This window comes from Pseudenterobacter timonensis (genome assembly GCF_900021175.1).
Classification (GTDB): domain Bacteria; phylum Pseudomonadota; class Gammaproteobacteria; order Enterobacterales; family Enterobacteriaceae; genus Enterobacter; species Enterobacter timonensis.
The window spans coordinates 1,230,824-1,250,937 of sequence record NZ_FCOP01000011.1; the positions used below are offsets into that span (position 1 = coordinate 1,230,824).

Here is a 20,114-nt window from a genome sequence, read left to right on the forward strand (position 1 = left end):
GCCTGAGACCTGGAGAGCCTTTCTTGAGCCAGGAATATACTGAAGACAAAGAAGTCACATTACAGAAGTTAAGCAGCGGGCGCCGACTCCTTGAGGCGTTACTGATCCTTGTTGCCCTTTTCGCCGTCTGGCTGATGGCCGCCTTACTCAGTTTCAACCCATCCGATCCCAGCTGGTCGCAAACCGCCTGGCACGAGCCTATCCATAATCTGGGCGGTATTCCCGGCGCCTGGCTGGCGGATACGCTCTTTTTCATCTTCGGCATCATGGCCTATACCATCCCGGTCATTATTGTGGGTGGCTGCTGGTTCGCCTGGCGGCATCGCCAGAATGAAGATTACATCGACTATTTCGCCGTCTCGCTGCGGTTGATTGGCGCGCTGGCGCTGATCCTCACATCCTGCGGGCTGGCCGCCATCAATGCGGATGACATCTGGTACTTCGCCTCCGGCGGAGTGATCGGCAGTCTGCTTAGCACCGCGCTTCAGCCGATGCTTCACAGCAGCGGCGGCACGATTGCGCTGCTTTGCATCTGGGGCGCGGGCCTGACGCTCTTTACCGGCTGGTCCTGGGTGAGCATTGCCGAAAAGCTCGGCAGCGTGGTGCTCAATATCCTCACCTTTGCCAGTAATCGCACCCGCCGGGATGATACCTGGATGGATGACGAAGAGTACGAGGACGATTACGAAGACGATTACGAAGAAGAAGCGGCGACGGCAGAACGCCGTGAGTCTCGTCGTACCCGTATCCTGCGCGGCGCGCTGGCGCGCCGTAAACGCATGGCGGAAAAATTTGCTAATCCGCTGGGACGTAAAACCGACGCGGCGCTCTTCTCCGGTAAACGGATGGATGATGCCGACCAGATTGAATACAGCGCAGGCGGCGTAGCGGCCGATCCTGACGATGTGCTCTTCTCGGGCAATCGCGCGCTGCCTGGCGATTACGACGAATACGATCCGCTGCTGAACGGCCACTCCGTGACGGAGCCCGTGGCCGCCGCCGCCGTTGCGACCACCGCCGCCCAGGCGCGGGTTGCGCCCGTTGAGGCGGTAATGCCCTCCGCACCGGTAACCGCCGCTGACCCTGCCATGCAACAGCCCGTGGTGGAGTGGCAGACCGTGCCGGGCGTCCACACCCCTGAGCCGGTGATTGCGCCGGAGCCGGAAAGTTATCTCGCTGTGCAGCCGCAGACGGAATATGCGCAGCCTTATGAACAGAATCCGCAACCTGTTCAACCGTATGCGCAAAACCCGCAGCCGGTCGCCCAGCCTTATGGGCAAAACCCGCAGCCGGCCGCTCAGCCTTATGCGCAAAACCCGCAACCGGCCGCCCAGCCTTATGAACACAATCCGCAGCCGGTCGCCGACGCGTATCACTCCTGTGAGCCGCCGTATCAGCAAACGACTGAACCCGCTGTTCCCGCTGTGGAGCCTGAACCAGAAATCGAAGAGGTTAAACCTTCCCGTCCGCCGCTCTATTACTTTGAAGAGGTGGAGGAGCGCCGTGCGCGCGAGCGCGAGCAGCTTGCCGCCTGGTACCAGCCAGTGCCGGAGCCGGTTGAAACCCCGGTAACCTCCCGCCCGGCTACGCCGCCCTTATCGGCGCCGCAGACCGATCCGACCGCCAGCGTTGCGCCTTTAGCGGAAAGCGTGAAGCAGGCCGCCGCGCCTGCGGCAACCGCCGCGGCTGCCGCAGCGCCGGTCTTTAGTCTGGCGACTGGCACCACGCCACGTCCGCAGGTAAAAGAGGGGATTGGCCCTAAACTGCCGCGTCCGAACCGTGTACGGGTGCCTACCCGCCGCGAGCTTGCCTCTTATGGCATCAAGCTTCCTTCCCAGCGTATGGCTGAGGAGAAGGCGCGCGAGATCGACAACGACGACAGTGATGAGATGCAGCAGGACGAGCTGGCGCGTCAGTTTGCTGCACAACAGCAGCAGCGTTATGGCGAGAGCTATCCTCAGTCGGGCGAACGTGACTTGTCGCAGCAGGATGAAGAGGATGCCGCCGAAGCAGAGCTGGCGCGCCAGTTTGCCGCTTCTCAGCAGCAACGCTACGCGGGCGAGCAGCCTGCGGGGGCGAATCCTTTCTCGCTGGCGGACTTTGAGTTTTCGCCGATGCGCGATCTGGTTGACGATACCCCTGGTGAACCGCTGTTTATGCCGGAGCCAGAGCCGCAGCGTCAGCCCTTTGCGCCTGCGCCGCAGCATGCTCAGCCGCAGCAGTACGCGCAGCCGCAGCAGGCACAACCAGTTCAGCCGCAGCAGTACGCGCAGCCTCAGCACGCACAGCCGGCTCAGCCACAGCAGTACTCGCAGCCTCAGCACGCGCAACCGGCGCAGCCGCAGCAGTACGCGCAGCCTCAGCACGCGCAACCGGCTCAGCCGCAGCAGTACACGCAGCCGGCGCAGCCGCAGCCCGCGCCGCAGGAGAGCCTGATTCATCCGCTGTTGATGCGTAATGGCGACAGCCGCCCGCTGCAAAGGCCGAGCACGCCGCTGCCGTCGCTGGATCTGCTGACGCCTCCGCCTTCCGAGGTGGAGCCGATCGACACCTTTGCGCTGGAGCAGATGGCGCGACTGGTGGAAGCGCGTCTGGCTGACTTCCGTATTAAAGCGGATGTGGTGAACTACTCCCCGGGGCCGGTCATCACCCGCTTCGAGCTCAACCTGGCGCCGGGTGTAAAAGCCGCGCGAATCTCTAACCTCTCCCGCGATCTGGCGCGCTCTCTTTCGACCGTAGCCGTGCGCGTGGTGGAGGTGATTCCAGGGAAACCCTATGTAGGTCTTGAGCTGCCGAATAAAAAGCGTCAGACCGTTTACCTGCGTGAGGTACTGGATAACGCCCGTTTCCGTGAGAATCCTTCGCCGCTCACCGTCGTGCTTGGCAAAGACATTGCCGGCGAGCCGGTCGTGGCGGATCTGGCGAAGATGCCACACCTGCTGGTGGCCGGTACCACCGGTTCCGGTAAGTCGGTGGGCGTCAACGCCATGATTCTGAGCATGCTCTATAAAGCGCAGCCGGAAGATGTCCGCTTCATTATGATCGACCCGAAAATGCTGGAGCTGTCGGTCTACGAAGGGATACCGCATCTGCTCACCGAAGTGGTGACCGACATGAAAGACGCTGCCAACGCCCTGCGCTGGAGCGTTAACGAGATGGAACGTCGCTACAAGCTGATGTCGGCGCTCGGGGTGCGTAATCTGGCGGGCTATAACGAGAAGATCGCGGAGGCCGCGCGCATGGGCCGCCCGATCCCGGATCCGTACTGGAAGCCGGGCGACAGTATGGATGCCCAGCATCCGGTGCTGGAGAAACTGCCTTATATCGTCGTGCTGGTGGATGAATTTGCCGATCTGATGATGACCGTCGGTAAAAAGGTGGAAGAGCTGATTGCCCGCCTGGCGCAAAAGGCGCGAGCGGCGGGGATCCACCTGGTGCTGGCAACCCAGCGTCCCTCCGTGGACGTCATTACCGGCCTCATCAAAGCGAATATCCCGACGCGTATCGCCTTTACCGTGTCGAGCAAAATCGACTCCCGTACCATCCTCGATCAGGGTGGCGCGGAATCTCTGCTCGGAATGGGGGATATGCTCTACTCCGGCCCGAACTCCACCACGCCGGTGCGCGTACACGGGGCGTTTGTCCGCGACCAGGAAGTTCACGCCGTGGTGCAGGACTGGAAGGCGCGGGGACGTCCGCAGTATGTTGACGGCATCACCTCCGATAGCGACAGCGAAGGCGGCGGCGGTGGTTTTGACGGCGGCGAGGAGCTGGATCCGTTATTCGACCAGGCGGTGAGCTTTGTGACGGAAAAACGCAAAGCCTCTATCTCCGGCGTTCAGCGTCAGTTCCGCATCGGCTATAACCGCGCCGCGCGTATTATCGAGCAGATGGAAGCGCAGGGGATTGTCAGCGAGCAGGGCCATAACGGTAACCGTGAGGTACTGGCACCGCCGCCGTTTGAATAACCTTTCGCCGTTTGCAAAGATGGGTAAAACTGCAAAAATTAAGCATTTTCTTCTGTCGCCTGCCTGCGGGCAGGTCCAGAATTAAAGTACCCATTCCGGGATGATCTATTTTAAGGATTAAGAATGAAAAAAATCGCCATTGTCGGTGCATTACTTACCAGCTTTGTCGCCACCAGCGTCTGGGCAGATGCCGCAAGCGACCTTAAAAGCCGTCTGGATAAGGTCAGCAGCTTCCACGCCAGCTTCACGCAAAAGGTCACAGACGGTAGCGGCAACGCGGTGCAGGAAGGTCAGGGCGATCTGTGGGTAAAACGTCCTAACCTCTTTAACTGGCACATGACCCAGCCGGATGAAAGCATTCTGGTCTCTGACGGCAAAACCCTCTGGTTTTATAACCCGTTCGTGGAGCAGGCGACCGCTACCTGGCTGAAGGATGCCACCAGCAATACGCCATTTATGCTGATCGCCCGTAACCAGACCAGCGACTGGCAGCAGTACAACATTAAGCAGAACGGCGACGACTTTGTGCTGACCCCGAAAGGCAGCAACGGTAACCTCAAGCAGTTCACCATTAACGTGAGCAGCAGCGGCACCATTAACCAGTTCAGCGCCGTAGAGCAGGACGACCAGCGCAGCAGCTATCAGCTGAAATCCCAGCAGAACGGCGCTGTGGATGCATCTAAATTCACCTTTACCCCGCCGCAGGGCGTAACGGTGGACGATCAACGCAACAAATAAGAGGCCTGAGTGGGCAATCTGTCGCTCGATTTTTCGGATAATGCGTTTCAACCGCTGGCCGCCCGTATGCGGCCAGAAAATTTAGCGCAGTACATTGGCCAGCAGCATCTGCTGGCGCCCGGTAAACCCCTGCCTCGCGCTATTGAGGCAGGGCATCTGCACTCCATGATCCTGTGGGGGCCGCCTGGCACCGGAAAAACCACGCTCGCAGAGGTGATTGCCCGCTATGCCAGTGCTGACGTCGAACGCATCTCGGCGGTGACCTCCGGCGTCAAGGAGATCCGCGAGGCGATCGAGCGCGCCCGGCAGAACCGTAACGCGGGACGTCGCACCATCCTTTTTGTCGACGAAGTGCATCGCTTCAACAAAAGCCAGCAGGATGCCTTTCTGCCGCATATTGAAGACGGCACCATTTTCTTCATTGGCGCCACCACCGAAAACCCGTCCTTTGAACTCAATTCGGCGTTGCTCTCCCGCGCCCGCGTCTACCTGCTAAAATCCCTCACCACGGAGGATATTGAACAGGTGCTGACGCAGGCGATGGAAGATAAAACGCGGGGCTACGGCGGTCAGGATATCGTTCTGCCGGACGAGACGCGCCGCGCTATCGCTGAGCTGGTCAACGGCGACGCGCGCCGGGCGCTAAACACGCTGGAAATGATGGCCGATATGGCCGAGCTGGATGATGCGGGCAAGCGCGTATTGAAACCTGAACTGCTGACCGAAATTGCCGGTGAGCGCAGCGCGCGTTTTGATAACAAAGGCGACCGTTTCTACGATCTCATCTCCGCGCTGCATAAATCGGTACGCGGCAGCGCTCCGGACGCCGCGCTCTACTGGTACGCGCGAATCATCACCGCCGGCGGCGATCCGCTCTATGTCGCCCGCCGCTGCCTGGCGATCGCCTCGGAAGATGTCGGTAACGCCGATCCGCGCGCCATGCAGGTGGCGATTGCCGCCTGGGACTGCTTTACCCGCGTCGGCCCGGCGGAAGGGGAGCGCGCCATCGCGCAGGCGATCGTCTATCTCGCCTGCGCACCGAAAAGCAACGCCGTCTATACCGCCTTTAAGGCTGCGATGGCCGATGCCCGCGAGCGGCCTGATTATGACGTGCCGGTTCACCTGCGTAACGCGCCCACGAAGCTGATGAAAGAGATGGGGTACGGGCAGGAGTACCGCTACGCCCACGACGAGCCGAACGCCTATGCCGCAGGCGAGGCGTATTTCCCTCAGGAAATGGCGCAAACGCGCTATTATCGCCCCACCAACAGAGGGCTTGAAGGGAAGATTGGCGAAAAGCTCGCCTGGCTCGCCGGACTGGATCAAAATAGCCCTATAAAACGCTACCGTTAGCGCGATCGTTGCGGTAATGTTGGCAAGTATCTCTGTGGCCGCAGGCTGTGGTCACTTTTTCCTTTTTTAATTCGATAAGCACAGGATAAGCATGCTCGATCCCAATCTGCTGCGTAACGAGCCAGACGCAGTCGCTGAAAAACTGGCACGCCGGGGCTTTAAGCTGGATGTAGATAAGCTGCGCGCTCTTGAAGAGCGTCGTAAAGTTCTGCAGGTACAAACTGAAAATCTGCAGGCAGAGCGTAACTCTCGATCGAAATCCATCGGCCAGGCGAAAGCGCGCGGGGAAGATATTGAGCCATTGCGTCTGGAAGTGAACAAGCTGGGCGAAGAGCTGGATCAGGCGAAAGCGGAACTGGACGTGCTTCAGGCTGAAATTCGCGATATCGCGCTGGCCATCCCGAACATTCCTGACGACAGCGTACCTGTCGGCAAAGATGAAAACGACAACGTGGAAGTTAAACGCTGGGGCACGCCTCGCCAGTTTGACTTTGAGGTTCGCGATCACGTGACGCTGGGCGAAATGCATGGCGGGCTCGATTTTGCCGCGGCGGTGAAGCTGACCGGCTCCCGCTTCGTGGTAATGAAAGGGCAGCTTGCTCATCTTCATCGCGCGCTGGCTCAGTTTATGCTGGATCTGCATACCGAACAGCACGGCTACAGCGAAACCTACGTCCCTTATCTGGTAAACCACGATACGCTCTACGGTACCGGTCAGTTGCCGAAGTTTGCCGGCGATCTGTTCCATACCCGTCCGCTGGAAGAAGAGGCTGACAGCAGCAACTACGCGCTGATCCCGACTGCGGAAGTGCCGCTGACCAACCTGGTGCGCGATGAGATCCTCGACGAGGAGGACCTGCCGATCAAGCTGACGGCGCACTCTCCGTGCTTCCGTTCAGAAGCGGGTTCTTACGGGCGTGATACCCGTGGCCTGATCCGTATGCACCAGTTCGACAAAGTTGAAATGGTGCAGATCGTTCGCCCGGAAGAGTCCATGAACGCGCTGGAAGAGATGACCGGCCATGCTGAAAAAGTGCTGGAGCTGCTGGGCCTGCCTTACCGCCGTGTAGCGCTCTGCACCGGTGATATGGGCTTTGGAGCCTGCAAAACCTTCGACCTGGAGGTCTGGGTGCCAGCGCAGAACACCTATCGTGAAATCTCCTCCTGCTCTAACGTCTGGGATTTCCAGGCGCGTCGTATGCAGGCGCGTTGCCGCAGCAAGTCTGACAAGAAAACCCGTCTGGTACACACCCTGAACGGTTCCGGTCTGGCGGTGGGCCGTACGCTGGTTGCCGTGATGGAAAACTATCAGCAGGCAGACGGTCGCATTGAGATCCCGGAAGTGCTGCGTCCTTACATGAAAGGTCAAACGCACATCGGCTGAGTAATTTATGTGCACTAACTCTAAAAAGCGCCTGCGGGCGCTTTTTTTATCCCCTTGTTTTGACTCGAAACAATACCCAGTACTCCTGAAGTAGTAATACTCCTCTCGCAGTTTAGTAGCACAAAACGCGGCGTTAACGTTTTTACGTTATATAAAAAACTATATAGCGTTTGTGCCATACCTCTATTTCTGTGAGCAATCGAAGCGAGTAATTATGAAAATCAAAGCACCCGATGCTTTACTGGCCGCCGAGGTAAGTCGTCGTGGGCTGGTGAAAACCACCGCGATAGGTAGCCTGGCCGTCGCCAGCAGCGCCTTTAGCTTGCCCTTCTCCCGTGTCGCCTCTGCCGCGCAGGCAATAGCCCCTTCCACCGCTGCCGAAAAAGTCGTCTGGAGCGCCTGCACCGTGAACTGCGGCAGCCGCTGCCCGCTGCGTATGCACGTTGTTGACGGGGAAATTCGCTATGTTGAAACGGATAATACCGGTGACGATAACTACGACGGGTTACACCAGGTTCGCGCCTGCCTGCGCGGTCGTTCCATGCGTCGGCGCGTCTATAATCCCGATCGTCTGAAATATCCCATGAAGCGCGTGGGCAAACGCGGCGAAGGTAAATTCGAACGCATCAGCTGGGAAGAGGCGTATGACACCATCGCCAGTACGATGCAGAGGCTGATTAAAGAGTACGGTAACGAATCGATCTACCTGAACTACGGCACAGGCACCCTGGGAGGGACGATGACCCGCTCCTGGCCGCCGGGTAAGACGCTGATTGCCCGCCTGATGAACTGCTGCGGCGGCTATCTGAACCATTATGGTGACTACTCTTCCGCACAGATTGCGGCTGGCCTGAACTACACCTATGGCGGCTGGGCAGACGGCAACAGCCCGTCCGATATCGAAAACAGCAAGCTGGTGGTGCTGTTTGGTAACAACCCGGGCGAAACGCGTATGAGCGGCGGCGGGGTGACTTACTATCTCGAACAGGCGCGTGCAAAATCCAATGCCCGCATGATTATTATCGACCCGCGCTATACCGATACCGGCGCCGGCCGTGAAGACGAGTGGATCCCGATTCGTCCCGGCACCGACGCCGCGCTGGTCAGCGCTCTGGCGTGGGTGATGATCACCGAAAACCTGGTGGATCAACCTTTCCTCGATAAATACTGCGTCGGCTACGATGAGAAAACCCTGCCCGCCAGCGCGCCCGCTAACGGACACTACAAAGCGTATATCCTCGGTCAGGGCAGCGACGGCGTGGCGAAAACGCCTGAGTGGGCGTCTACCATCACCGGTATTCCGGTGGAGCGTATTGTTCAGCTGGCGCGTGAAATCGGCTCCACGAAACCGGCCTTTATCAGCCAGGGCTGGGGACCGCAGCGCCATGCGAATGGTGAAATCGCCACCCGCGCCATTTCGATGCTCTCCATTCTCACCGGCAACGTAGGCATTCACGGCGGTAACTCTGGTGCGCGCGAAGGCTCTTATGAAGTGCCGTTCGAACGTATGCCGACGCTGGAGAACCCGGTGCAGACCAGCATCTCCATGTTTACCTGGACGGATGCGATTGAACGCGGCCCGGAAATGACCGCGCTGCGCGACGGCGTACGCGGTAAAGAGAAGCTGGATGTACCGATCAAAATGATCTGGAACTATGCCGGTAACTGTCTCATCAACCAGCACTCGGAAATCAACCGCACCCACGAGATCCTCCAGGACGATAAGAAGTGCGAGATGATTGTGGTGATCGACTGCCACATGACCTCCTCGGCGAAATATGCCGATATCCTGCTGCCGGACTGCACCGCCTCGGAGCAGATGGATTTTGCGCTGGATGCCTCCTGCGGCAACATGTCCTATGTGATCTTCACCGATCAGGCCATTAAACCCCGCTTCGAGTGTAAAACCATCTATGAGATGACCACTCAGCTGGCGAAACGCCTTGGCGTCGAGCAGCAGTTCACGGAAGGGCGTACTCAGGAAGGGTGGATGCGGCATCTTCATGAACTCTCGCGTAAAGCGATCCCCGATCTGCCGGACTTCGACACCTTCCGCAAGCAGGGGATGTACAAACAGCGCGATCCCGAAGGGCATCATGTTGCCTATAAGGCCTTCCGGGAAGATCCCCAGGCCAATCCGCTGACCACGCCGTCGGGCAAAATCGAAATCTACTCCGAAGAGCTGGCAAAAATTGCCGCCACCTGGGAGCTGCCGGAAGGGGATGTTATCGATCCGCTGCCGATCTACACGCCTGGCTTCGAAAACTATAACGATCCGCTGGCGGCGAAGTTCCCGCTGCAGTTGACCGGTTTCCACTATAAGGCGCGCGTGCACTCCACCTACGGCAACGTTGACGTACTGAAAGCGGCCTGCCGCCAGGAGATGTGGATCAACCCGCTGGATGCGAAAGCGCGCGGTATCAGCAATGGCGATCGGGTGCGTATTTTCAACGGGCGCGGCGAGGTGCATATCGAAGCGAAAGTGACACCGCGCATGATGCCTGGCGTTGTCGCGCTGGGGGAGGGGGCCTGGTACAGCCCGGATGCAAACCGCATCGACCAGGCGGGCAGCATCAACGTGCTCACCACGCAACGTCCGTCGCCGCTGGCGAAAGGCAACCCGTCCCACACGAATCTCGTTCAGGTTGAAAAGGCGTAAGGAGTAACCCATGACACAGTACGGATTTTATATTGACTCCAGCCGTTGCACCGGATGTAAAACCTGCGAGCTGGCCTGCAAGGACTACAAGGATTTAACCCCGGAGGTCAGCTTTCGCCGTATCTACGAGTACGCGGGCGGCGACTGGCAGGAGGACAACGGCGTCTGGCACCAGAACGTCTTTGCCTACTACCTCTCCATCTCCTGCAACCACTGCGAAGACCCGGCCTGCACCAAAGTCTGCCCCAGCGGGGCGATGCACAAGCGCGAGGATGGCTTTGTGGTGGTTAACGAGGATGTCTGCATCGGCTGCCGCTACTGCCATATGGCCTGTCCGTACGGCGCGCCGCAGTACAACGCCGCCAAAGGGCATATGACCAAGTGCGACGGCTGTCATGAGCGCGTGGCGGAGGGCAAAAAGCCGATCTGCGTGGAGTCCTGCCCGCTGCGGGCGCTCGATTTCGGGCCGATTGAGGAGCTTCGCCGGAAGCATGGCAAGCTGGCGGCGGTTGCGCCGCTGCCCTCGGCGCACTTTACGAAGCCGAATATTGTGATTAAACCCAACGCCAACAGCCGCCCGACGGGTGATACCACCGGCTATCTGGCAAACCCGAAGGAGGTGTGAGATGGGAAACGGATGGCATGAATGGCCGCTGATGATTTTTACGGTCTTCGGGCAGTGTGTGGCGGGGGGATTTATCGTTCTGGCTCTGGCATTGTTGCGTGGCAGGCTGACGGCGGAACAGCAGCAGCGGGTTGTTCTCAGCATGTTTGGTCTGTGGGTGCTGATGGGGATCGGGTTTATCGCCTCCACGCTGCATCTGGGCTCACCGATGCGCGCCTTCAACTCCCTCAACCGGGTGGGGGCTTCGTCATTGAGTAACGAAATTGCCAGCGGGGCGATCTTCTTTGCCGTGGGTGGCCTTGGCTGGCTGCTGGCCGTGCTGAAAAAACTCCCTGCCGGGCTGCGTACCCTGTGGCTGATCGTCACCATGGTGCTGGGGCTGGTGTTTGTCTGGATGATGGCGCGGGTCTACAACTCCATCGACACGGTGCCGACCTGGTATAGCCTCTGGACGACGATGAGCTTCTTCCTGACGCTGTTTATCGGCGGTCCGCTGCTGGGTTATCTGCTGCTGCGGGTGGCAGGCGTAGAGGGCTGGGCGATGCGTCTGCTGCCGGCAATCTCGCTGCTGGCGCTGGTGGTGAGCACGGTCGTGGCTCTGATGCAGGGGGCTGAGCTGGCGACGATCCATAGCGCGATCCAGCAGGCCTCTGCGCTGGTGCCTGCTTACGGCTCCCTGATGGCATGGCGAGTGGTATTGCTGGTTGCCGCGCTGCTTTGCTGGGTATTGCCGCAGCTTAAGGGTTATCAGCCTGCGCTGCCGCTGCTTTCACTGGCGTTTGTGCTGGCGCTGGCGGGCGAACTGATTGGCCGCGGCGTCTTCTACGGATTGCATATGACGGTCGGCGTCGCCATTGCCAGCTAAAGGCGCGCTTTAATAAAAGGCCGGTGCGTAATGCCCGGCTTTTTATTATGAAATTTTTCTTCGTAAATTATTTACGCAACTCAGGACTGGCTGAATAAAAACAAGCATATAAAGCTGATTTATATTTCGACGGCGCTTCGCAGGATAAGTTTTTCAAATCGACGCCTGGCAAATCGTGCGAGGCCGCTAACTGCATGGATTGACTTTGTTTTTGGCGGTGGCATGATGCGCTCGAAATCAAAACCTCCTCACGGTTATCACCCATGTCCACCTATACCCGGCCAGTGCTGCTATTGCTCTGTGGCCTGCTGTTGTTGACGCTGGCGATTGCGGTATTAAATACCCTCGTCCCGCTTTGGCTCGCCCATGAACACTTACCGACCTGGCAGGTGGGTATGGTGAGTTCATCTTATTTTACCGGCAACCTGCTGGGAACGCTGCTTGCCGGCAAGCTCATCAAGCGTATGGGCTTTAACCGCAGCTATTATCTGGCTTCGCTGATCTTTGCCGTCGGCTGCGTGGGGCTGGGCATGATGGTGGGGTTCTGGAGCTGGATGATCTGGCGTTTTATCGCCGGTATCGGCTGCGCCATGATTTGGGTCGTGGTGGAAAGCGCGCTGATGTGTAGCGGTACCTCCCGTAACCGTGGCCGCCTGCTGGCCGCCTATATGATGATCTACTACGTGGGAACGGTGCTGGGCCAGCTGATGGTCAGCAAACTGCCGACCGACCTGATGAGCGTGCTGCCCTGGGTAACAGGTATGGTACTGGCCGCTATTTTACCGCTGCTCTTTACCCGCATCGTCAATCAGCAGAGCGAACACCAGGAGGCGACGCCGGTCTGGCCGATGCTGAAGCTGCGCCAGGCGCGTCTGGGCGTTAACGGCTGCATTATTTCGGGCATCGTGCTGGGCTCGCTGTATGGCCTGATGCCGCTCTATCTCAACCACCAGGGGGTAAGTGACGCCGGGATCGGCTTCTGGATGGCGGTGATGGTCAGCGCCGGAATTGTAGGCCAGTGGCCGATTGGGCGTCTGGCAGATCGTTTTGGCCGCCTGCTTGTGCTCCGCGTGCAGGTCTTTGTGGTGATCCTGGGCTGCTTTGCCATGCTGAGCAATGCGGCAATGGCGCCTGTTCTCTTTATCCTTGGCGCGGCGGGCTTTACGATCTATCCGGTAGCGATGGCCTGGGCCTGTGAGAAAGTAGAGCATCATCAGCTGGTGGCGATGAATCAGGCGCTGCTGTTGAGCTATACCATCGGCAGTCTGTTAGGACCGACCTTTACCGCCATGCTGATGCAAAGTTTCTCCGATAACCTCCTGTTCATCATGATTGCCAGCGTGTCGTTTATCTACCTCTTAATGCTGCTGCGCAAAGCGGGCGAACATCCCACGCCAGTGGCCCATGCCTGATTAAATAAAAGCCTGTCGATGACAGGCTTTTTTGTCCCGATCACATATAAGAGTTTTACGCATTGTCTGTTTATTGCCCTGGGCGATAATTCCCATGAGTTCTACCACTAAAAGGCAGCGATCATGTCTACTCGTCGTTTTACCACTACCGCACTGGCAGTAGTGTTGTCTTTTACGTTTGCTACAGCACCGGTCATGGCTAATCCTGGAAACGGGAATGGCGGTGGTCACGGTAACAGTGGCGGACAAGGCAATAGCGGCAATCATGGGAAAGGAAACGCCGGTAACCAGAGTAATAAACAAAATAATGGTCACCAGAACCCGGGTAAATCTCACAAAAGCGTCAGTGATGATGTCGATGTACGCGTGAGTTTCGATCATGCCCGTCATCTGGCGCTGAACTATGGCTTAACGGGCTATGAGTCATTGCCGCCGGGTATTGCAAAAAACCTGGCGCGGGGTAAACCACTTCCTCCGGGGATTGCGAAGAAAACCGTGCCAGCCGCTATGCTGGGGCAGCTTCCCTCTTATCCTGGCTATGAATGGCGGGTGGTGGGTGATGACCTGGTCTTAATCGCGCTCAGTACGGCGATTGTGACAACTATTATTAATGGCGTCTTTAAATAGAATACAAAAAGGCCCGGTTTTCACCGGGCCTTTTCTTAATACATGACCTTGTGGCCGTACTGTTCAAGAATACCTTTGACGCGTTCCATCGTCTCTTTCTTCGGTGGTTTAACGCCATCGAGCTTGTACTCTTCACCCATCGCCACCCATTTATGCTTGCCCAGCTCGTGATAGGGCAGCAGCTCGATTTTTTCCACGTTGCCCATGTCGCGGGTAAATTCGCCCAGGCGATGCGCGGAATCGTCATCGTCCGACCAGCCCGGGACGACCACATAGCGGATCCAGGTTTTAATCCCTTTGGCCGAAATATATTTGGCAAACTCCAGCGTGCGGTGGTTTGAAACCCCGACCAGATTCTGGTGGATCTCATCGTTCATCTGTTTCAGATCGAGCATGACCAGGTCGGTCACCTCAAGCAGCTCATCGATAACCGGATCGTAGCGGCGGACAAATCCGTTGGTATCCAGGCAGGTGTGAATACCCTCTTTTTTGCAGGCGCGGAACCAGTCGCGGACAAACTCGGCCTGCAGTATCGCCTCGCCACCGGATGCGGTAACGCCACCGCCGGAAGCGTTCATAAAGTGGCGGTAGGTCACCACCTCTTTAATCAGATCTTCTACGGTGATCTCTTTGCCGCCATGGGTATCCCAGGTATCGCGGTTATGGCAATAGAGGCAGCGCATCAGGCAGCCCTGGAAGAAGGTGATAAAGCGAATCCCCGGGCCATCGACAGTGCCACAGGATTCAAAGGAGTGAATACGACCAATAGTTGACATTGCGGTGATATCTCCAGATTCGGCCCTTCCGGGGGCCTGTGCGTGCACAGCTCAAACCGGCTGTGTTTACGAGCCAATCCCATGAGTGATTTCATTGCCGTTTTGAACCTGGGCAGAGCTCACAATCCTTACGTACTCTGTGTACGCTCCGGTTGTTGCGCGCTGTCGGTGTTCAAAATGACTGCGACAATGACCTAATGGGACAGGCTCTTAGTCTGTTTTGGCGGCTACCCATCAGTATAGATAGTCGACAAAAGAGACTGTGGTGGGGGTGTTAAAAAGGCCCCACTTGCGTGGAGCCTTTATTGTACGCTTTTTAACGCGTGATTTCAGTCAAATCCATTACATGGACTGAGTGAAAGTACGGGTGATAACGTCCTGCTGCTGTTCTTTAGTCAGGGAGTTAAAACGTACTGCGTAGCCAGATACGCGGATGGTCAGCTGCGGATATTTTTCCGGATGTTCCATCGCGTCGAGCAGCATTTCACGGTTCATGACGTTCACGTTCAGGTGCTGACCACCTTCGATGGACGCTTCGTGATGGAAGTAACCATCCATCAGGCCCGCCAGGTTGGTTTTACGCACTTCGTCATCTTTACCCAGCGCGTTCGGTACGATAGAGAAGGTGTAAGAGATACCATCTTTAGCGTAAGCAAACGGCAGTTTAGCAACGGAGGTCAGAGAGGCAACAGCACCTTTCTGGTCACGGCCGTGCATCGGGTTAGCACCTGGTCCGAACGGCGCGCCAGCACGACGACCATCAGGGGTGTTACCGGTTTTCTTACCATACACAACGTTAGAGGTGATGGTCAGAACAGACTGAGTCGGGATAGCGCCACGGTAGGTAGTGAGTTTCTGAATTTTCTTCATGAAACGTTCTACCAGGTCAACCGCCAGGTCATCCACGCGAGCGTCGTTGTTACCGAACTGCGGGTATTCGCCTTCGATTTCGAAGTCGATCGCCAGACCGTCTTCGTCACGAACCGGTTTAACTTTCGCGTATTTAATTGCAGACAGGGAGTCAGCCGCTACGGACAGACCAGCGATACCACACGCCATGGTGCGGATAACGTCACGGTCGTGCAGCGCCATCAGAGAGGCTTCGTAGCTGTACTTGTCGTGCATGTAGTGGATAACGTTCAGCGCGGTGACATATTGTTTAGCCAGCCAGTCCATGAAGTGATCCATGCGCTCCATCACTTCGTCGAAGTTCAGAACATCGCCTTTGATCGGTTCAGACTTAGGACCAACCTGCATTTTCAGTTTTTCATCAACGCCGCCGTTGATAGCGTACAGCATGGTTTTCGCGAGGTTAGCGCGCGCACCGAAGAATTGCATCTGCTTACCAACAACCATCGGGCTTACGCAGCAAGCGATAGCATAGTCGTCGTTGTTGAAGTCCGGACGCATCAGGTCATCGTTCTCATACTGCAGAGAAGAGGTGTCGATGGAGACTTTAGCAGCGAATTTCTTGAAGTTCAGCGGCAGTTTTTCAGACCACAGAACGGTGATGTTCGGCTCCGGAGACGGACCCATGGTGTACAGGGTGTTCAGGAAGCGGAAGCTGTTTTTGGTTACCAGAGTACGGCCGTCAATGCCCATACCGCCGATAGATTCGGTTGCCCAGATCGGGTCGCCGGAGAACAGCTCATCATATTCCGGAGTACGCAGGAAGCGAACCATACGCAGTTTCATGACCAGGTGGTCAATCATTTCCTGAGCGTCTTGTTCAGTGATTTTGCCTGCTTTCAGGTCACGTTCGATGTAAGCATCCAGGAAGGTGGATACGCGACCGAAGGACATTGCTGCGCCGTTCTGAGATTTAACGGCAGCCAGGTAACCGAAGTAGGTCCACTGGATAGCTTCCTGAGCGTTGGTAGCCGGACCAGAGATATCGCAGCCATATTTAGCAGCCATCTCTTTGATCTGACCCAGCGCGCGGTGCTGTTCAGCAATTTCTTCACGCAGACGGATAGTCGCTTCCAGGTTTACGCCGTTCTCCAGGTCAGACTGCAGAGAGGTAAACTGAGCGAATTTGTCTTTCATCAGGAAGTCGATACCGTACAGCGCAACGCGACGGTAGTCACCGATGATACGACCACGGCCATAGGCATCCGGCAGACCGGTCAGCACGCCAGATTTACGGCAGCGCAGGATGTCCGGAGTATAAACGTCGAACACGCCCTGGTTGTGGGTTTTGCGGTATTCGGTGAAGATTTTCTTCAGCATCGGATCCAGTTCGCGGTTGTACGCTTTGCAGGAACCTTCAACCATTTTGATACCACCGAACGGGATAATCGCACGTTTCAGCGGAGCTTCAGTCTGCAGACCAACGATTTTCTCAAGAGCTTTGTTGATGTAGCCCGCGTCGTGAGAAGTGATGGTGGATGCAACGGAAGTATCGAAATCAACAGGCGCGTGAGTGCGGTTTTCCTGTTTTACGCCTTCCATTACGCTGTCCCACAGCTTGGTGGTCGCGTCAGTTGCGCCAGCCAGGAAGGATTCGTCGCCTTCATACGGGGTGTAGTTTTTCTGGATGAAGTCACGGACGTTTACTTCATTCTGCCAGTCACCTTTAGTAAAACCTTCCCAGGCTGTGGCTAACTTTTCATTAAGCTCGGACATGTAACACCTACCTTCTTAAGTGGATTTTTTATTTACTGCCTGAGATAACCATCAATGATGGTTGTCGCCACGCAGGTAAATGACCCAGTATGTCAACCCGACTAATAACCCACCACCAATAATGTTCCCGATAGTCACTGGGATCAGGTTATCTGTGATGAAGTTCATGATAGTCAGGTGAGAGAAACTTTCCGGGGTTGCACCGACAGCGGTCCAAAACTCCGGGCTCGCAAAGTTGCGGATTACGATACCCATCGGGATCATAAACATGTTTGCGATACTGTGCTCAAAGCCGCTGGCGACAAACATGGCGACAGGCAGAACCATAATCATGGCTTTGTCCATCAGGCTGCGTCCGGAGTAACTCATCCAGACGGCCAGGCAGACCATCAGGTTTGCGAGGATGCCAAGCGCGACGGCTTCGATAAATGTGTGATGCATTTTATGGTCGGCGGTTTGCAGGACGTTCAGCCCCCAGCCGCCGTTAGCGGTCATATACTCGCCGGATAGCCACATCAGCAGAACAAAGAGCAGGCAGCCAATCAGGTTACCTACATAAACGTTAAGCCAGTTGCGTGCCAGCTGTCCCCAGGTGATTCTTCCGCTCGCTTTCGCCACGACGATCAGAACCGTCGAGGTGAAGAGGTCGGCGCCGCAAATGACGCAAAGAATCAGACCCAGCGAGAAGCAGATGCCGCCAATCAGTTTGGCAATACCATAAGGCATTGCGGCGGTACCCGTCGTGGCGGTGATGTAAAAGACAAAAGCAATCGAGATGAACACACCGGCAGTAATCGCCAGGTAAAATGTTTTCATCGGATGTTTCGTTGCTTTATAGACACCCGCTTCTTCGGCCACTTGGGCCATCGCGGCGGGGAGCAATAGATCAAAAGGGTTGTCAGCTTTCACACTAACTCTCTCTTTATTAAGTCGGCGACGAGATACTAACAAAGCATTATAGAAGAGAAATTGATGTAGATCATATCTCGCCTGGCTTATAGGCCCGCAAATTGTACTGTTTTTCAACAGATGCGGAGTAACTTCTTGATTGTACAAGTGAAAATATATTTTAAAAGTTATGAAAAGAGTTGAATTATTTCGGCAGACCTCCTCAGCAACGGTTAATTAAAATGGGGTAAGCCTCATAAAAAGTAACAGTAAGGGTAGGGTAATTATTATTATATTTACCCTGGATTAACCTTATTATTACAATTAAATGGCGCCGCCAAAAAATAAAAACGGGGCAATAAAAATCGCCCCGTAATATAGCCCAGCGGATTCGCTACGCCTACAACTTATAATGCTATTCGCTCTCTTTTGACCACCAGCTCGCTTTCGCTCGCTGTAATTTTTCATAGGCCTTAAGCAGCGACTGATGCGCAGGGAAGGCCTTAAGATCGTTATCAACGGCCTGCAGCCCATAGAAAGGTGCTTCGCCGCTCAGCGCCGCGCTGGCGGCTTCAACCGCGTCGGCGCCATACATACGTACAAAGGCGTTGAGATATTGCAGCGGCTGGCGTTCCTCTTCCTGCGCCAGAAGCAGCAGCGTCTGCAGACAGCGGTAATAGTTGGCGCGCTCGGGCGAGAAGACGGACTGGTTAAATTCCATCGTCCACTCCGTCCAGGCCAGCGCCTGATCCAGATCGCCGCCCGCCAGCGCCAGCATCGCTTTCAGCTCGCCGATACGCAGGGTATACCAGCCGTTATCCTTGCCCGTCGCCAGGCCCAGCAGCTCGCGTACGCGGGTAAAGTCGTCGTGGCCTTCATCATCAAGCTGGTTGATGAGGTTCAGATAATCCTCTTTTTCCCATTCGCTGCCTGGCAGAGAGAGCAGCGTTTCCCGCAGATGGCTGCCCATACTGTTGTTTGCAAGCCAAAGATCTTCCGCCGGATAGATATCCGACATGCCCGGCACCAGGATACGGCAGGCATATACGCCCAGGTGCTCGTAATCGGCGATATAGACCTCTTTATCTTCCGCCTGGAAGATCGCCATCAGGGTGGCAAACTCCTCTTCCGTGGTGCCGGCGAAGCTCCAGTCCACGAAGGGATAATCCGCATCCTGTTTAAAGAGATCCCAGGAGATCAGGCCGCTGGAGTCGATAAAATGCGTTTCGAGATTCGCATGTTCCGCCACCTCTTCATCGTCAAAGGTTGGCGGGGTAAAAACATCCAGATCCTTCAGGCTGCGGCCCTGCAGCAGCTCGGTAACGGTACGCTCAAGCGCCACGCCAAAGTCGGGATGCGCGCCGAAAGAGGCGAAGCAGGTACCGTTGGTCGGGTTGAAAAGCACGACGCAAATCACCGGGTATTTACCGCCCAGCGAGCCGTCATAGGCAAAAATCGGGAAGCCTTCCGCTTCCAGCTTCGCGATCGACTCCACCACGCCCGGATAGCGCGCCAGCACCTCGGACGGGATCTCCGGCAGGCTAATCGACTCGGCGATAATACGGTTTTTAATATGGCGCTCGAAAACCTCCGACAGTCCCTGTACGCGCGCTTCGTTACGGGTGTTGCCCGCCGACATGCCATTAGAAACATACAGGTTGCCCACGATGTTCATCGGAATATAGACAGTCTGCTGGTCAGACTGACGGGTAAAGGGCAGGGCGCAGATGCCGCGCTCGTCATTCCCGGACTGCAGATCGACCAGCATACCGGCGGTCAGTTGATCGTCAGGATCGTAAAACGCGCGCAGGCGTGCATCAAGCATCCCCTCCGGCAGTTCGTCATCCTCGGTGAGCGGGAACCATTTTTCATTGGGATAATGGACGAACGGCCCGTTGGCGATGGTTTCTCCCAGCCAGAAATCAGCAAAGAAATAGTTGGTGGAAAGACGCTCAAAATATTCGCCTAACGCCGAGGCCAGCGCCGCTTTTTTAGTCGCGCCTTTACCGTTAGTAAAGCAAAGCGCGCACTCTTTATCGCGAATATGGACGGACCAGACGTGCGGGACGGGGTTAAGCCAGGAGGCTTCTTCAATATTAAAGCCCAGGTCGGTCAGTTTTTGCTGGAATCGGGCGATGGAATCTTCCAGAGCGGCATCTTTGCCGGGGATAAACGTTTGAGTCATGAAAGTCAC

The 20,114-nt window shown here is 56.5% G+C and carries 13 protein-coding genes; 9 read left to right on the forward strand and 4 right to left on the reverse strand.

Going from position 1 to position 20,114, the window contains the following annotated elements:
- Positions 1-23: 23 nt before the first annotated feature.
- The 9 genes from ftsK (at position 24) to BN3796_RS12145 (ending at position 13,631) form a co-directional block, all read left to right on the forward strand.
- Positions 24-3,968: a DNA translocase FtsK gene (gene ftsK, locus BN3796_RS12105; protein WP_061708573.1), complete on the forward strand. Its 3,945-nt coding sequence runs from the start codon at positions 24-26 to the stop codon at positions 3,966-3,968.
- A gap of 123 nt (positions 3,969-4,091) precedes the next feature.
- Positions 4,092-4,706, forward strand: coding sequence for an outer membrane lipoprotein chaperone LolA (lolA, locus tag BN3796_RS12110; RefSeq protein WP_061708574.1), 615 nt, complete (start codon positions 4,092-4,094; stop codon positions 4,704-4,706).
- Positions 4,707-4,715: 9 nt separating this feature from the next.
- On the forward strand, positions 4,716-6,059 hold the full coding sequence (gene rarA, locus BN3796_RS12115) for a replication-associated recombination protein RarA (protein WP_061708575.1): 1,344 nt from the start codon (positions 4,716-4,718) through the stop codon (positions 6,057-6,059).
- 91 nt (positions 6,060-6,150) lie between these two features.
- Positions 6,151-7,443 carry a serine--tRNA ligase gene (gene serS / locus BN3796_RS12120; RefSeq protein ID WP_061708576.1) on the forward strand — a complete coding sequence of 431 codons (1,293 nt, stop codon included), beginning with the start codon at positions 6,151-6,153 and terminating at the stop codon, positions 7,441-7,443.
- Positions 7,444-7,657: 214 nt separating this feature from the next.
- Entirely contained in the window at positions 7,658-10,102 is a 2,445-nt protein-coding gene (gene dmsA / locus BN3796_RS12125) for a dimethylsulfoxide reductase subunit A (RefSeq protein ID WP_061708577.1), read from the forward strand.
- A gap of 10 nt (positions 10,103-10,112) precedes the next feature.
- The gene (gene dmsB, locus BN3796_RS12130; RefSeq protein WP_061708578.1) at positions 10,113-10,727 is read left to right on the forward strand and encodes a dimethylsulfoxide reductase iron-sulfur subunit DmsB; all 615 of its coding nucleotides are present in this window, start codon (positions 10,113-10,115) and stop codon (positions 10,725-10,727) included.
- A gap of 1 nt (position 10,728) precedes the next feature.
- Positions 10,729-11,592: a dimethyl sulfoxide reductase anchor subunit family protein gene (locus BN3796_RS12135; RefSeq protein ID WP_061708579.1), complete on the forward strand. Its 864-nt coding sequence runs from the start codon at positions 10,729-10,731 to the stop codon at positions 11,590-11,592.
- Positions 11,593-11,855: 263 nt separating this feature from the next.
- Positions 11,856-13,004: an MFS transporter gene (locus BN3796_RS12140; protein ID WP_061708580.1), complete on the forward strand. Its 1,149-nt coding sequence runs from the start codon at positions 11,856-11,858 to the stop codon at positions 13,002-13,004.
- Between the two features lie 123 nt (positions 13,005-13,127).
- Entirely contained in the window at positions 13,128-13,631 is a 504-nt protein-coding gene (locus BN3796_RS12145; protein WP_061708581.1) for an anti-virulence regulator CigR family protein, read from the forward strand.
- 35 nt (positions 13,632-13,666) lie between these two features.
- On the opposite strand, the gene pflA is transcribed toward BN3796_RS12145, so the two are convergent.
- The 4 genes from pflA to ycaO all read right to left on the reverse strand — a co-directional run bounded on the left by pflA (position 13,667) and on the right by ycaO (position 20,105).
- Positions 13,667-14,407: a pyruvate formate lyase 1-activating protein gene (gene pflA, locus BN3796_RS12150; protein ID WP_061708582.1), complete on the reverse strand. Its 741-nt coding sequence runs from the start codon at positions 14,405-14,407 to the stop codon at positions 13,667-13,669.
- 342 nt (positions 14,408-14,749) lie between these two features.
- Positions 14,750-17,032, reverse strand: a complete 2,283-nt coding sequence (gene pflB / locus BN3796_RS12155) for a formate C-acetyltransferase (protein ID WP_061708583.1) — start codon at positions 17,030-17,032, stop codon at positions 14,750-14,752.
- 51 nt (positions 17,033-17,083) lie between these two features.
- Complete coding sequence (gene focA, locus BN3796_RS12160) at positions 17,084-17,941, reverse strand: formate transporter FocA (RefSeq protein ID WP_061708584.1); 858 nt, start codon at positions 17,939-17,941, stop codon at positions 17,084-17,086.
- Positions 17,942-18,335: 394 nt separating this feature from the next.
- Positions 18,336-20,105: a 30S ribosomal protein S12 methylthiotransferase accessory factor YcaO gene (ycaO, locus tag BN3796_RS12165; protein ID WP_061708585.1), complete on the reverse strand. Its 1,770-nt coding sequence runs from the start codon at positions 20,103-20,105 to the stop codon at positions 18,336-18,338.
- Positions 20,106-20,114: the final 9 nt, after the last annotated feature.

What these genes read in the sequence shown, in the direction of transcription:
- BN3796_RS12135 (WP_061708579.1), top strand. Translation starts at nt 10,729, where the DNA reads ATGGGAAACGGATGGCATGAATGGCCGCTGATGATTTTTACGGTCTTC.
- ycaO (WP_061708585.1), bottom strand. Translation starts at nt 20,105, where the DNA reads ATGACTCAAACGTTTATCCCCGGCAAAGATGCCGCTCTGGAAGATTCC.
- serS (WP_061708576.1), top strand. Translation starts at nt 6,151, where the DNA reads ATGCTCGATCCCAATCTGCTGCGTAACGAGCCAGACGCAGTCGCTGAA.
- pflB (WP_061708583.1), bottom strand. Translation starts at nt 17,032, where the DNA reads ATGTCCGAGCTTAATGAAAAGTTAGCCACAGCCTGGGAAGGTTTTACT.
- pflA (WP_061708582.1), bottom strand. Translation starts at nt 14,407, where the DNA reads ATGTCAACTATTGGTCGTATTCACTCCTTTGAATCCTGTGGCACTGTC.
- lolA (WP_061708574.1), top strand. Translation starts at nt 4,092, where the DNA reads ATGAAAAAAATCGCCATTGTCGGTGCATTACTTACCAGCTTTGTCGCC.
- BN3796_RS12145 (WP_061708581.1), top strand. Translation starts at nt 13,128, where the DNA reads ATGTCTACTCGTCGTTTTACCACTACCGCACTGGCAGTAGTGTTGTCT.
- dmsB (WP_061708578.1), top strand. Translation starts at nt 10,113, where the DNA reads ATGACACAGTACGGATTTTATATTGACTCCAGCCGTTGCACCGGATGT.
- BN3796_RS12140 (WP_061708580.1), top strand. Translation starts at nt 11,856, where the DNA reads ATGTCCACCTATACCCGGCCAGTGCTGCTATTGCTCTGTGGCCTGCTG.
- dmsA (WP_061708577.1), top strand. Translation starts at nt 7,658, where the DNA reads ATGAAAATCAAAGCACCCGATGCTTTACTGGCCGCCGAGGTAAGTCGT.